This is a genomic window from Nocardiopsis listeri NBRC 13360, from assembly GCF_001570765.1.
Classification (GTDB): domain Bacteria; phylum Actinomycetota; class Actinomycetes; order Streptosporangiales; family Streptosporangiaceae; genus Nocardiopsis; species Nocardiopsis listeri.
The window spans coordinates 16,531-29,712 of sequence record NZ_BCSH01000049.1; the positions used below are offsets into that span (position 1 = coordinate 16,531).

Consider the following 13,182-nt stretch of genomic DNA (forward strand, 5'->3'; position numbering starts at 1 on the left):
GCCTCACTGTGCTGGGATCAAGGGGTGGGTTGTGTGTGGGGGCGTGCGGTGGCCGTCGTCTCGACGGTGGTCGAGCCGGCGGGGATGAGGGTGAACGAGTAGGTCAGGGCGCAGGTCACGGTCACGCTGTCCCCGCTGACGTTGACGGTTCCGGTGGCCCCGGCGGAGCCGAGGAAGGCCTGGGCCGCCGAGGCCGCCGCGCCGGCGTCCAGCGGTACCTCGTCACCACCATCTCGATAGGTCGCCCAGTCGAGTTGTTGGGCGCCCACGCGGGCGGCCTCCTGGGCCAGCGTCGCGGTCTGGCGTCGGGCCTGGAGCAGCTCACCGCCTTCGTAGACGAGTCCGAGGCACAGGAGGAAGGCGAGCGCCATGATCACGACGAAGGCGCTCACCTGGCCGCGGTCGTCCCGCGTCGCGTCGATGTTCATGGGGTCCCCCGGAAGGTGTCGATAGCGACGGTGGCGTCGCCCTCGATGCTGCGGCTGCCGGGGAAGGCGACCCCGAGCAGGTCGGAGAAGCTCACCGTGCAGGTCACGGTCACCGAGACAGCCCCACCGGCGGCGAGACCACCGTGGTCGACGTTGGTCGCGTGGTCGGTGCAGGCCAGTCCCTGTTCCCGAAGCGTCGCGGAGGCGATGGTGGTCGCCGCCGCCGAGGCCTCCCCGGGGGTGCGTTCCAGGGAGGCCGCTCGGGCGGCGGCGTGGGCGACCTCGTCGACGGTGGTGCCCGCGTCGACGGTGCGCCCGGCGAAGATCATCAGCATCGCGAAGAGCAGCAGGGCGGGTGTGACGATGGCGAGTTCCACCGACGCGGAGCCCCGGTCACGGTTCCTCACGGTGTGGCACCTCCGGGGACGAAGCGTTCGACAGGGGCGACCGACACGTGTTCCACAGACCAGGTCGCCCCCGGTACGAGGCTGGGGACGGTACCGGTCACGGTGACTCTGACCTCCTCTGTGCCGCGATCGACGGAGACGTCGACGTCCCGTAGGACCGTTCCGGCGGCCGGGGCCGCCGTCGCGGCCCCTTCCACGGTGCGCGCCTGTTCGGCGGTGCGCCGCGCGAGGTCGGCCGCGACGTGTTCGCCGTGCGTCCACAGGGCGGCCTGGACGACCAGCATCACCAGGAGCAGGAGCGCGGGGGCGGCGATCGCCAGCTCGGCGCTGCCTCGGTCGTCTTCGTACTGACGCAACGGTGGCTCCTACTCGCCGCCGCCGATGAGGGCGATCTGCTCGGTGGCGACCTTGCCGATGGCGGCGACCGCGGCGAGGGCGATACCGACGAGCACCGCGGTGATGATGACGGTCTCGGTCGAGTAGCCACCGTCGTCCTTGGGCGGGGTCAGCGCGGCGAGGATGCGGACGTACAGGCCTTGCATGGTGTTTCTCCAGGTGAGCGGGTCAGGTTTGGAAGAGGATGAGGCTCATGGCCGGGTAGCCCAGCAGGACTAGGAACCCGGTGAACAGCAGGACGACGGGCAGACTCATCCGTTCGGTCGCGGACTGGGCGGTGGCCTCCATCTCGGCGAGGAACTGCACGCGCAGGGTCCTGGCCTTGGCCGCCAGGGAGCCGCGTACCCGTGCGCCGTCGGCGCCGGCCAGGTGCAGGCTCGCGGACAGTTCGGCGAACTCGGGGATGTCGTAGCGTTCTCCGAGGTCGCGCAGGATCCGCCAGGCCGGGGTCCGGGTGAGGGACGCTTCCCGTAGTGCGTCGCGGATGGCGGTCATCGCCCATCCCCCGCCGTGCGCGGAGGCGTCGGTGAGGGCTCCGCTGACCCCGGCGCCCCCGGCGAGGGAGACCACCACGAGGTCGGCGAAGCCCGACAGGGTGCGACGCATCTCCTCTCGACGCTTGGTCGCCTCGTCGTTGAGGGACAGGTCCGGGGCGAACCACATGAGTACGAGGAAGCCGGCCCACGACAGCAGGGATACGAGGGGCGGGAGCAGCACTCCGAAGGAGGCCAGGAGCATACCGGCCAGCGGGGGGAAGACCAGGCCCACCACGACCCCGGACACCTTCTCCGCGAGGTAGCCGCCCGTCTCCCGGTCGCACACGCGCAGGTTCCGAACGGCGCGGGGACCGGGAAGTCCCGCCGCTCGCAGCAGGGGAACGCCCACCCGACCGACCCGGGAGAGGAACCCGTCCTCTTGTCGACGTGGTCTTTCCACGGGGGTCGGTTCGGGGTCGCTCAGACGTTCGGCCAGGCTCGGCCGAGCCCAGCGGGCCGCCGCCAGCGCCCACAGCGCCAGGCCCAGTGCGGCGCCCGCCAGGGCCGCCGCGGTCACGGGGTTCACAGGGCGGCCTCCTTGGCCGGGTCGGGGGCGAGGACGCGCGGGCCGAGGGAGAAGCGGGACATGCGCGTCATCCACACCACGGCGGTGGCCCACAGGGCGCCGATGCCCGCAAGCATGGTCTGGCCGAGGAAGCCGTCGAACGGCTCGAGGTAGTCGGGGTTGAACAAGAGCAGGAAGGCCCCCATCCCGAGCGTGGCGCCCATGATGATGCGCGAGGAGGTGCGCAGCCGCGCCCGGCTCGCGGACACCTTGACCAGCATCGCCGCCTGGTCGCGGGCGGACTCGGCCAGCGCTCCGAGCAGGACGCCCAGGTCGGTGGCGTGGCGGGTGGCCGACATGGACAGGGCCGAGGCGACCAGGTCACCGGTGGGGTTGTCGACGGTCTCGGCGAAGACGTGCAGCGCCTCGTGGGGTTCACGACCGCCGCGCATGTCGTCGGCGAGCCGGTGGACGGCCTCGCGCAGCGGTTCGGGGGCGATGGGCGCGGTGGCCGCGATCGCCTGGTGCAGGCCCGAGGAGCCGGCCATGAGGTCACGGAGCATCTCGGTCCAGGCGGCGACCGCCTCGACCCCCTCGACCTGTTCCTTGTGTTCGGCGTCGCCGCCGAAGAGTTGCGGGGCCCACCAGAGTCCGGCGGCGGCCAGCGCCCCGGCCACGGGCCATCCGGTGAGGAACCAGGCACCCACACCGGCGGCGACCGCGAAGACGACCTTGCCCGGGCGCGGGAGCCGCAGGGGTCTACGGTCACGGGCACGCTCGGCCAGTAGTGGAGCCACCCAGAAGCACAGTAGGAACACGCCGAGGCCGACGACGCCCCCGGCGGTGGCGAGCAGGAGCGTGTTCACCGGCCCCACCCCGCCGTCCGTGCGTACAAGGCCTGCGGGTCGAAGCCGTGGTCCACGAGCACGTCGAGGGTGTCGGGGCTGGGCGGGGCGGCGTCCAGGCGGCCCTGGCGCGAGGAGTAGCGGTAGATCTCGTTGGAGACCACGTTCTGTCCCTCCGCGCCCACGACCTCGCGGACGCTGGTGACCCTGCGCTCGCCGGTGGGCAGGGCCGACACGTGCACGACCAGGTGCACCGCCGACGCCACCAGGGAGGCGGTGGCCTCCAGCGGCAGACGTTCGGCGGACTGGGCGGCGTAGGCACCCAGCTTGGTGAAGGCGCCCGCGGAGCCGGCCGCGTGCAGGGTGGTGAGGCTGCCGTCGTTGCCCTGGCTCATGGCGTTGAGCAGGGGTACGGTCTCGCTGCCCCGTGTCTCACCGACGATGACGCGGTCGGGTGACATGCGCAGCGCGGTGCGGACCAGGTCGGCGATGGTGATCTCGCCGACGCCCTCGATGTTGGCGGGGCGCGACTGCAGCGCCACGCAGTCCGGGTGGGCCTCACGATCCTTGTCCAGGCCCAGTTCGAAGACGTCCTCGATGGTGACCAGGCGTTCGGTCGGCTCGATCTCCGAGGCGAGGGCGCGCAGCAGTGTCGTCTTGCCCGCGCCGGTGCCTCCGGTGACGACCATGTTGCGGCGCGCGGCGACGGCGGCCCGGAACAGGGACACCAGTGCGGGGTCGAGGGTGCCGAGTTTCTCCAGTCGGCGCAGCGAGGAATGCGTGTGCCGGTGCCGGCGGATCGACACCGACGGCTGGCGGGAGACCGCCATGACCGCGTTGAGGCGCTCACCGCCCGGAAGTTGCAGGTCGAGGATGGGCGCGCCCGGGTCGAAGCGGCGTTCTCCGCTCGCGGACTCGGATGCCAGGCGGCGGACCAGGACCACGACGTCGTCGACGTCGTCGAACAAGTCCTCGTGCAGGCGGCGGGTGCCGTCGGCGAGGCGCACCCAGGCGTCCACACCGTTGATGTTGATGTTCTCGATCTCCGGGTCGTCGAGCAGGGGTTGGAGGGGCCCCACCCCGGTGACCTGGGCGAGCGAGGCGGCGGCGATGGCGGCCTCGGTCTCGGGGGCCAGCAGGGCGCGGCCCCTGGCCAGGGCGGCGCGCGCCTCCTCGTCGAGGATGTTGGCGATGATCCGGTCGGCGCGGGCGCGATGCTCGGCCGGGGTGTCGGGGTCCTCCCCGCGTGTCTCGTCGGTGATGCGTTTGGCGGTCTCGGCGGACACGTAGTCGACCCATCGGGCCTCGTTCCGGCCGGCCTCCGGGTCGAGGAAACGGTCGAGGTCGGACACTCCGATGTCGTCGGGGTGGCTCATACCGTCACCTCCGGCGCACGTGGCACGGAAGGCGACGGCCGCTCCGGTTCGGTGGCGTCGAGTTCCGTCGCCAGGGCGCCCACCGCCTTGAACAGGGGGCGGCGCCGGGGGCGGGCGAGGTCGCCCTCACCCCGTAGGAACCGGGCCGAGCGGTCATCGGCGGGAACGCGTCCCCACACGGCCGGGCCGAGGGCGTCCGCGATCTCGCCCACGCCGCCCCTGCCACCCGAGACGACCACGCGCAGGTCGTTGCCGGGGAAGGTCGGGGCGAGCAGGTGTTCGCGGGCCCGACGCAGTTCGGTGAGCCCTTCGGAGACCACGAGCACCGTGTGGTCGGCCCGTGCGGCGAGGGCGTGGGCCGGGGAGGAGGTGGTCAGGCGCCCCAGGTCCAACACGACGACCGGCGCGTCCATGGTGGAGAACGACAGCGGTTGACGGCCCAGCAGGCGTACCGCGCCCTCGGCCGGTTCGCCGGTCACCGGCGCCGGGCAGACCCTCAGCCCGCCGGGCAGGGTCTGGGTGTGCTCCTCCAGGTCGGCGCTGCCCCGGCGTAGGGCGGCGGCGAGACTGGTGAGTCCGGGTTCGGTGGGGACGCGCCGCCATACGGAGAGCGCTCCACCGGCGGGGTCGGCTTCCATCAGGACCCCGGGCTCCTCCCCCGGCCAGACCCCGGCCAGGGCCATGCCCACGCTGGTCACGCCCGGGGATCCGCCCAGGGAGAAGAGGGCGACCGTGCGGGTCATCATTGCCCTCCGCGCGGGTGGACCTGAACGAGGCTGATCCGCCCGGCCGCCGCCGCGTCGGCGATGCGCGCGGCGTCGGCGGAGGAGACCAGCAGCTCGGCGTTGACGGCGCCCTCGACCCCGGGGTCGGGGGTGAGGGTGCGTACCAGGGCGAGGTAGGCCTGGGGGGCACCTTCCTCGGTCTCCTCGCCGCCACCGACGATCACCGAGACGTTGGCGCCCGCGCCCAGGGATGCGGGGAAACGCCCGGGCTGGAGGGTGGCGCCGACCAGGGCCCGGTCGGTCTCGGGGAACTCCGCGTCACTTCCGAGCCCGGCCTCGGGGACGACACCTCCTTCGACCACGGGCAGGGTGAGGGTCTGCCCGACGATCTCCTCCATGCGTCCGGCGTCCACGAAGGAGATGTCGGAGGAGATGGCCATCTCGGATACGCGCAGGTCGGAGAGGGTGAGGACATGGCCGGCGGACAGGTCCTCGTCGGCGACCACGACCCCGGTCCGGTCGTCGATGCGTTCCAGGGCGAGGACCCCGCCGAGCGCGCCCGCCGTCGTCAGGGTCAGTGCCAGGACCAGCCAGCGCCAGCGCTTGGGGCCTCCGCCGGAGAGCCGTACGGCGGGGGCTTGTTGTGCGGGACGCCCCGCCCGGAGGGGCGGGGCCGTCGTTGTCTCGACCACGTCTGTCTCAGTTCTTCTCGGTGTTACCGGGTGTCCGTGGTCACTGGGTGTCCGTGACCAGCCCGTGGGATTCACGGACGGTGAGGTCGACCTCGGAGGTGCTGACGAGTCCGTCCAGGGCGCCGCCGGCACCGTCGGAGAGGCTCCACTCGGTGTCCCAGAGCACGTGGACGGTGACCGTTCGGGTGGCCTCACCCGTCGCGTCGGAGGTGTCGGATGCGGAGGTGTAGACGTGCCCGCAGTCCGGGGACTCGGAGTCGGCGTCGTGCGTCGTCGCGTTGAACGGTGTGCCGGGGCCCTCGCACTCCACGGTGGTGCCGTCGCCCATGGTCCAGACGGTGCGCACGGGGGCCGCCGTCACGGTCAGGGACTCGGAGCCGAGTTCGGCGGAGACGGATTCGGCGTCCCATCCCTCGGGCTCGACCCACAGCCACAGCGGAGCGTTGACCAGGATCAGGGAGTCGGTGCCCGGGGAGGTGGCGATCGTCGGTTCGGGGAGTTCGAAGGAGGCCATGGCCTCCTCCAGTGTCGCGAAGGGGTCGGTGCCCTCCTCGCCCTCTTCCGCCTCGGCGAAGATGGCCTCCCAGTCCATGGCGTCCCAGTCGATGTCGTTCTCCCAGTCGACACCGATGTCGTCCCAGTCGATGGCGTCCCAATCGACGTGGTCATATTCGCTCGACCCGGTGCCGGCGTCGGCGCCGCCGGACCCGTCGGTGCCGGGTGTGCCCGGGGTCCCTCCGTGCTCCAGCAGCCACCGGAACCGGATCTGGCAGCCGTTGCCGCCGGAGCTCCCGCACTCGACACTACCGAGGAAGGAACCGTCGTCGGCGTGGGCGGGTGATGCGGCGCTCACGGTGGCGAGCACCAACAAGGCGGCGGCCATGGCCGCCGTGGGGGGTAGTGGTCTCAACATGATCCTGCTTCCCAGATGCGCAGTTCGGACACGCGCCAGGCGAGTCCGTCGTGGATGAGCGTGGCGTCCACTCGTCGTGCTCCCGCCGTTCCCCCGGTCCCACCGGTTCCCCAGGCGGAGTCGTCGACGCAGTCGTCGACCACCGCGCGTTCGGGGCCCTCGACGTCGATGCCGGGGTCCAAGACGGGTTCCCCCTCGGTCTCGCCGCCGGCGGCCGCTTCGGCCAGTGCCGTGCGCATGAGTTCGCGCGCGCTTCCGACGGCGTGGTCGTCGAGGGCGCGTGAAGCCTCCTCGTCCCCGTGGGAGGCCGCCACCACGGCGTCCCACATCCCGGTGTAGGCGGCCAGTGCGGCCTCCTCCTCACCGGAGGGGGAAGCGGTGGAGGGTGCGGCGTCGGGGGCTTCATCGGCCTCCGGGGCGGCTATGGAGCAACCGGTGACACAGAGTAAGAGCAAAACGGCTACGTAAGCCGTCATATGGGCCGAGCCGGAACTCATCGCGGCCTGATCCCTTCGATGTACTCCGCAGGCGATGCGGAACCGAGGCGGGGTGGGGGCGGGATCGGAGAGCTCCATCCCGTGGGACAGGAGCAGGGGAGCGGGAACGAGTCAGATGTGGTTTTCCGTGTGTTTTGTTATGTCTTTGCCAGCCGAAAGCCTACCCAGCACACACGAAGCCCAACAACCCTCCAACAGATGAAAAGCACGCAACAAAACGGATCCCGTTGAGAACCGAAACCCGCCACCGCGCAAGAGGACGATCTTCACCGCCAGGGTCGACCGGCACCGAAACCGACCTCCCGGTGAGGAAAGCCCACATCACCAAGGTGCGGCACGAACAAGCACAGCCGCACCGATGCCCGCATCACCCTCGATGGCGACCTTTCGAGGGGGTGATCACCCCCTCGAAAGGTGATGCCTGTCACGCTTACTTCTCCATGAGAGGAACACGGGCACGACCATAAGGACCATCGGCGCGCTTACCGAACACACTCACCCCGCCACCGCCATGTTCATGCGATGGCACACGAACGGCGAGCCTTCCCGGCCCCGGTCCGCATCCCCTTCCCCCAGGCGTTGCTCAGGGCGCGGGCACGTCCTCGGGTACCAGAGTGGTGAGGTCTTCGCGGGTGGGGTCGGGCAGGTGCACCAGCCGACCTGCCTGGCGGGTCATCATCCGCTCCAGGGCCTGCCGAGCGTAGCGCGCGTTGCCGAACGACGCCGTCCGCGGCACTGCGGCGAAGTGCTCGTGCAGCCGTTCCACGGTCTCCGGCGCGCAAGCGTAGCCGTTGGAATCGGCCATACGCAGGATGATGGTGACCAGTTCGTCGTCGGAGTAGTCGGCGAACTCCACTTGGTGGCTGAACCGGGAGGCCAGGCCGGGGTTGGACGCCAGGAACCGGTTCATCTCGGCGGTGTAGCCGGCGACGATCACCACCACCTCGTCTCGGTGGTCCTCCATCAGCTTCACCAGGGTGTCCACCGCTTCCTGGCCGAAGTCCCCGCCGGTGCCCCCTTGGGGGGTCAAGGCGTAGGCCTCGTCGATGAACAGCACCCCACCGCGCGCGCGTTCGAACACCTCCGTGGTGAGCTGGGCGGTGTGACCGATGTAGCGTCCGACGAGGTCGGCGCGGGCCGCCTCCACGATCTGGGGGGTGGGCAGCACGCCCAAGGCGTTGAGCAGTTCCCCGTAGAGCCGGGCCACGGTGGTCTTGCCCGTTCCGGGCGATCCGGCGAAGACCAGGTGGTGGCTCATGACCGGTACGGGCAGTCCCATCCGGCGGCGCTGGTGACCGGTCGCGATCAGGTTGACCAGATCGGTCACCGTGGACTTGACTTGCGCCAGCCCCACCATTTCGGTCAGCTCGGCGCGCAGGCGCGTGAGCCTGTCCTCCCCGTCGGCGTCGCCGTCCGGTCCGGCCGGCCGCACTCCGAGGTCCTCGGGCAGTAGACGGGACAGCTCCCCCGGGTCACCGGGGACCGTCGCGCCGAGCCGGAACGCCTGTCGGTCGACCATCTCCTCGAAGGTTTGGCGGGCCGTACGCCCGTTGCCGAACGTGGCGCCCTTGGGCATGCGGTCGAAGTACCCGCGCAGAGCCACCTCGGTGTCGGGCGAAAGCTCGTAGTGGGATACCGCGCACATCCTTTGGACGATGCTGACCAGGTTGTCCGTCGTGTAGTTGGGAAACTCGATGGTGCGGCTGAACCGCGACGCCATACCCGGGTTCGCGGCCAGGAATCGCGCCATCTCATCGGTGTAGCCCGCAGCGATGACGACCACGTCGTCACGGTGGTCCTCCATCAGCTTCACCAGGGTGTCGATCGCCTCGCGGCCGAAGTCCGCGCCGCTGCCGCCACCGTCCTGTTGGGTGGCGAGCGTGTACGCCTCGTCGATGAACAGCACGCCGCCACGCGCCTTGTCGAACACCTCGGTGGTCTTGATCGCGGTGCCGCCCACGTACTGCGACACCAGGTCGGCTCGGGCCACCTCCACGACGTGACCATAGCGCAGCACGTCGAGGTCGGCGAGGATGCGACCGTAGAGGCGCGCGACGGTGGTCTTGCCGGTGCCCGGCGGGCCACCGAAGACCAAGTGGCGGCCCATGTTCAGCGAGGGAAGGCCCATCTCCGCCCGTCGCTGCGCCAGCTGGTTGCGGTTGACGAGGGTGGTGACCTCGTGCTTGACGTTCTCCAGGCCCACCAGCTCTTCCAGTTCGGCGAGCGGGCCATCCACCTCCAACAGGCCGTCGTCGCCGGAGCCGGGCGGTTCGGCGGCCTCTGCCGGAAGCGGGGGCGGGGCGAGGGCGCCGGCCGACTCACCATAAGCGTCGGGGCTGCCATTGGCGACGCTGACCAGCCCCTCGGCGCGCACGCGCTCGCTGCGCACCGTCTGGCGCAGGCCCGCACGCTGGTTGTCGTGTACAGAGCAGGCGTCCAGTGTGACGTCCTCGGCACTGTGAACCAGGACACCGTCGCCGACGTTGCCGAAGACCTCGCAATGGCGCAGGTCGGCGCGGGCACCGGCGGCCACCATCGCTCCGTTGCGGCCGCCGCCTTGCATACGCGATCGCAGCGCGGTGACCTCCCCACCGGGCTGAACGGAGATCCCGTCACCGCCGCATTCGGCCACGTCACAGTCCCGCAGGTCGGCCACCGCGTCCGTGGCGACCGTGACGCCATTGTCGCGGGCGGCGCGCACCCGCACGTTGCTCAGCAGCGGGCGCGACCCGGTCCCGGCCTGGATGCCACTGCGGCCGACCCGCTCGATCCCGACGTCCTCGACGCGGCCCTGGCTCTCGGTGGCGAAGTGCACGCCGTGTCCGCGGGCCTCGCTGATGGACACGCCGCGCAGGAACGGCGCGGCGGCCTCGATGGTGAAAGCCGACCCGGTGGTCTCCGCGACCCGGCCGCGATCGAACTCGGCGGTGCTGCCCCCGCTGACCAAGACGCCCCCGCCGCCCTGCACCGTCATCTCCACGAACGCGGTGGAGGACCGGTCCTCGACGCGCACCGCGTCCTCCCCCGCGTCGTGCACCGCGCAGCCGGTCAGCATGCCGCGCGCCTTGCCCCAGGCGTGCACGCCCACGGTGGTCGGACGGGTGATGGTGACCCCGCTGATCTGGGGGTCGGCGCCGCTGTGCACGGCGATGCCGCGTCCGCCGACGTCCTCGAACGCGCAGTCCTCGACACGGGGGCGTCCGCTACTGGACACCAGCAGCGCGTCCTGGGCGACGTCGTGGACTCGCACGCGACTGATCGTGGTGGTGGCATCGTCGTCCAGGACGATGGCGGGCTTGGTGACACCGGTGATCTCGCAGTCGGCGATAGAGCCGGCCGCGCGGTCGTTGGCGAAGACACCATTGCCGCGCGCGTCACGGATGGTACAGGTGCGCACGGTGGGACGGCCCTTGCCACCGATGACCACACCGGTGCTCTCAACGTTCTCGATGGTGCTGTCCTCAAGGACTGTGGGCTGCCCGGTGGTGATGACCACCCCGGCGCCCCCGGTGTTGGTGACCCGGCAGTCCCGCATGGCCAGCGCTCCGTCGTCGCGCACCACCACCGCGGCCCAGGCCGAGCCGTCCACCTCGCAGTCGGCCAGTTCCAGCTGCCCTGCTGGGATGTCGACAGTGGGCCTATCTCCGTCACGCCCGCGCACGACCAGACCGGTGATTTTGACGGCCTCCGCGATGGAGGCGACCACGCAGCCGGAGTCGGCGATGACCTCGACGCTGCCCCGCCCGTTCTGGGCGGCGAGAGTGACCACCTTGGTGATCATCAGGCTCTCCTCATATCGTCCAGGCGCGATGGAGATGAGCGCGCCGCTCCGGGCCGCGGCCAGGGCTGCACGGATGGTCGGGTGCGCGTCCCTGCCATCCTGTGCGACCTTGAGGAGCTGTCGGGACATCGCCGGGTCCTTTCATCGGGCCGCTACCCACGCGAGGAGCGGCACCGTTGTCGTTCGGGGGTGGGTCCGGCCGACAGGCCGGACCCACCCGGTAGGGGATCAGTTGCAGCGGGTACGGACCGCCGACGCCACCACATGGGCGTTGGTGTCCTGGCCGTCGATCTGGTCGGCTCCACTGTTCTGGAGCTTCACGCTGATGGTGTCACCCGGCGGGGTGTAGGCGCCAACGTGCACCCAGCCGCCCTTGTCGGCGACCTGGTCGACCGTGAAGGACGCGAACGGCTCACTGGTCGACGGGTCCGCGGACGGGTGCAACTGGTACTGGGCGGGGGCGCCCCCGACCCAGCGTGGGCTCTCCGCGTCGGGGATGTGAACGTAGATCTCACATTGGGCGTCCGTGAAACCGATGTTGAACGTCCAGAACGCGTACCTGCCGTTCGGCGCGTCCGGGTCCCCGGAGACCGGAATGGCGTGCCACCGGCCGTCGCAGTTCTCCGTGTCGAAACCACCCTCGAACCCGAAGGCCCAACTGTGGGTGCCGTCCCCTTCCCAGAACTCCCCTGCGGTGCCGTAGGCGATGCGCTCGTTCGGGGCACAGCCCACCCCGGCCACCTCGGCGTAGCGGAACTCCGGCGGGGGCTCCTCGTTGGCCGAAGGCTGCTGGTCCACCTTTTCCCTAGACCGCCCTTCCTCCGGGACCTCCTGGGAAAGGACCTCGGCCAGCGGGGTCCCGTCGTCCGTGTTCAGGGGCTCGCCCACGGACACGGGCCGCCGCTCGGCGAGGATCTGCGCCTCCGGAGGCGCCTCCTCCTCGGTCCCGGGCCCTTCGTCCTCAGGGGCGGGTTCGCCGTCTCTCTCGTCGTCGGCGGGTGCGTCGGCGCCATCGGTGTCGTCGGCCTCCTCGGCCTCCTCGGCGGGCGCGTCGGCGTCATCGGCCTGGCCGGAGCCGTCGGGGGCGATCAAGGCCAGGGGCCCGTTGGTGTTGTGATCCGGCAAGTCGCCGAGCGGGGAGTCTCCATCGATCTCGGAATCGCCGGAGTCATCGGACTTCCCATCGGAGCCGGATTCCCGGGTGTCTTCATTCTCCTCCTCACCGCCCGGGCCCGAGGACGGGTCGTCCCCCGACGCGTCGGAGTCTTCACCGTCGGGCGGTTCGCCCGATCCACTATCGGGCGAACCGCCCACTTCCGATCCGGAGTCATCGGAACCCGGACCCTCCGTGTCTTCAACACCGCCTTGTTCGGGGTCTTCTTGTGACAGCACCTCGGGCACGTAGCCGCTGTCAAGGGCGGGCTCCTCCACTCCGGCCATCGACCCCGGCACAGAGGGGCGCTGTGCGGCCATCGCGTTGCTCTCAGCGCTCGCGCTGTTGTCCGTCCGTACGAAGTAGCCGAGCACGCCCTCCTGGTCGACCAGATCGAACTCGGTGCCGGGCAGGCGTTGGGAGGTCTCGTTGACCGCGAAGGGGGTGACCATGAGCACCACCCCCGCGATCGCGGCGAACGCGAGGACCGGGCGTCCCGGACGCCCAAGCCTGCTCCCAGGGTCGGTCTCGGCCGCGGTCGCGCCCACAGCGGCGGCGTTCGCGTCCGGGATGGCCTCGGCCGCGGTCCCCTGCGGATCCAGGGGGTCGGACTGCGCGGCAATCTCGGGGCCCGGTACCGCCGAGCCCGTCTCGGCGTCCGACCGGCCCAGCGTCCCATTCGTGAGAACTGAGGAAACGCCGTCTCCTTCTCCCCCGGGGAGCAGGCCGTCGGCGGCACCGGGGTGCGCGTCGTCGGTGGGAGACGCGGCACCGGATGTGGCCGCGGGGCCGGACTCGCCGGCCGTCCGCGCGGCGTCAGCGCCGGCCGCCGTGTCCTGCGTAGTGGAGGGATCGGAGTCCTCGCACGCGCGTGCCGACGACACATCCCCTCCCGCGGCTTTCTCGGTCATGTGCCACTGGTCCTTTC

At 71.0% G+C, this 13,182-nt stretch carries 13 protein-coding genes; all 13 read right to left on the reverse strand.

The genetic code is table 11. The features are described from left to right. Positions 1–17: 17 nt before the first annotated feature. Positions 18–428 (reverse strand): TadE/TadG family type IV pilus assembly protein, encoded by a 411-nt coding sequence (locus NLI01S_RS16085; protein WP_067605230.1) that lies wholly within the window; start codon positions 426–428, stop codon positions 18–20. Continuing rightward, positions 425–835, reverse strand: coding sequence for a TadE family protein (locus NLI01S_RS16090; protein WP_067605231.1), 411 nt, complete (start codon positions 833–835; stop codon positions 425–427). The genes NLI01S_RS16085 and NLI01S_RS16090 overlap by 4 nt, the downstream gene beginning before the upstream one ends. Next, a complete protein-coding gene (locus NLI01S_RS16095; RefSeq protein WP_190318485.1) occupies positions 832–1,191 on the reverse strand; it encodes a TadE/TadG family type IV pilus assembly protein in 360 nt (119 codons plus the stop codon). The genes NLI01S_RS16090 and NLI01S_RS16095 overlap by 4 nt, the downstream gene beginning before the upstream one ends. Positions 1,192–1,200: 9 nt before the next feature. Further along, on the reverse strand, positions 1,201–1,377 hold the full coding sequence (locus NLI01S_RS26070) for a hypothetical protein (RefSeq protein ID WP_190318486.1): 177 nt from the start codon (positions 1,375–1,377) through the stop codon (positions 1,201–1,203). A gap of 22 nt (positions 1,378–1,399) precedes the next feature. Then, positions 1,400–2,293, reverse strand: coding sequence for a type II secretion system F family protein (locus NLI01S_RS16100; RefSeq protein ID WP_190318487.1), 894 nt, complete (start codon positions 2,291–2,293; stop codon positions 1,400–1,402). Next, the gene (locus NLI01S_RS16105) at positions 2,290–3,147 is read right to left on the reverse strand and encodes a type II secretion system F family protein (protein WP_067605233.1); all 858 of its coding nucleotides are present in this window, start codon (positions 3,145–3,147) and stop codon (positions 2,290–2,292) included. Before NLI01S_RS16105 ends, NLI01S_RS16100 begins: the two co-directional genes overlap by 4 nt. Further along, the gene (locus tag NLI01S_RS16110; RefSeq protein WP_067605235.1) at positions 3,135–4,493 is read right to left on the reverse strand and encodes a CpaF family protein; all 1,359 of its coding nucleotides are present in this window, start codon (positions 4,491–4,493) and stop codon (positions 3,135–3,137) included. Before NLI01S_RS16110 ends, NLI01S_RS16105 begins: the two co-directional genes overlap by 13 nt. Next, positions 4,490–5,236, reverse strand: coding sequence for a hypothetical protein (locus NLI01S_RS16115; RefSeq protein ID WP_067605236.1), 747 nt, complete (start codon positions 5,234–5,236; stop codon positions 4,490–4,492). The genes NLI01S_RS16110 and NLI01S_RS16115 overlap by 4 nt, the downstream gene beginning before the upstream one ends. Continuing rightward, positions 5,236–5,910: an SAF domain-containing protein gene (locus NLI01S_RS16120; RefSeq protein ID WP_067605238.1), complete on the reverse strand. Its 675-nt coding sequence runs from the start codon at positions 5,908–5,910 to the stop codon at positions 5,236–5,238. Before NLI01S_RS16120 ends, NLI01S_RS16115 begins: the two co-directional genes overlap by 1 nt. Before the next feature lie 40 nt (positions 5,911–5,950). Then, positions 5,951–6,823 carry a hypothetical protein gene (locus NLI01S_RS16125; protein ID WP_067605240.1) on the reverse strand — a complete coding sequence of 291 codons (873 nt, stop codon included), beginning with the start codon at positions 6,821–6,823 and terminating at the stop codon, positions 5,951–5,953. Then, positions 6,817–7,278, reverse strand: a complete 462-nt coding sequence (locus tag NLI01S_RS16130) for a hypothetical protein (RefSeq protein ID WP_223809266.1) — start codon at positions 7,276–7,278, stop codon at positions 6,817–6,819. The genes NLI01S_RS16125 and NLI01S_RS16130 overlap by 7 nt, the downstream gene beginning before the upstream one ends. 625 nt (positions 7,279–7,903) lie before the next feature. Continuing rightward, positions 7,904–11,230, reverse strand: coding sequence for a right-handed parallel beta-helix repeat-containing protein (locus NLI01S_RS16135; protein ID WP_067605243.1), 3,327 nt, complete (start codon positions 11,228–11,230; stop codon positions 7,904–7,906). A 99-nt stretch (positions 11,231–11,329) separates the two neighbouring features. After that, on the reverse strand, positions 11,330–13,165 hold the full coding sequence (locus NLI01S_RS16140) for a hypothetical protein (RefSeq protein WP_067605245.1): 1,836 nt from the start codon (positions 13,163–13,165) through the stop codon (positions 11,330–11,332). Positions 13,166–13,182 lie beyond the last annotated feature (17 nt).

Bases quoted from the DNA above. Each gene is read 5' to 3' on its own strand.
- NLI01S_RS26070 (WP_190318486.1), bottom strand. From the start codon at position 1,377: ATGCAAGGCCTGTACGTCCGCATCCTCGCCGCGCTGACCCCGCCCAAG.
- NLI01S_RS16085 (WP_067605230.1), bottom strand. From the start codon at position 428: ATGAACATCGACGCGACGCGGGACGACCGCGGCCAGGTGAGCGCCTTC.
- NLI01S_RS16125 (WP_067605240.1), bottom strand. From the start codon at position 6,823: ATGTTGAGACCACTACCCCCCACGGCGGCCATGGCCGCCGCCTTGTTG.
- NLI01S_RS16115 (WP_067605236.1), bottom strand. From the start codon at position 5,236: ATGACCCGCACGGTCGCCCTCTTCTCCCTGGGCGGATCCCCGGGCGTG.
- NLI01S_RS16140 (WP_067605245.1), bottom strand. From the start codon at position 13,165: ATGACCGAGAAAGCCGCGGGAGGGGATGTGTCGTCGGCACGCGCGTGC.
- NLI01S_RS16135 (WP_067605243.1), bottom strand. From the start codon at position 11,230: ATGTCCCGACAGCTCCTCAAGGTCGCACAGGATGGCAGGGACGCGCAC.
- NLI01S_RS16110 (WP_067605235.1), bottom strand. From the start codon at position 4,493: ATGAGCCACCCCGACGACATCGGAGTGTCCGACCTCGACCGTTTCCTC.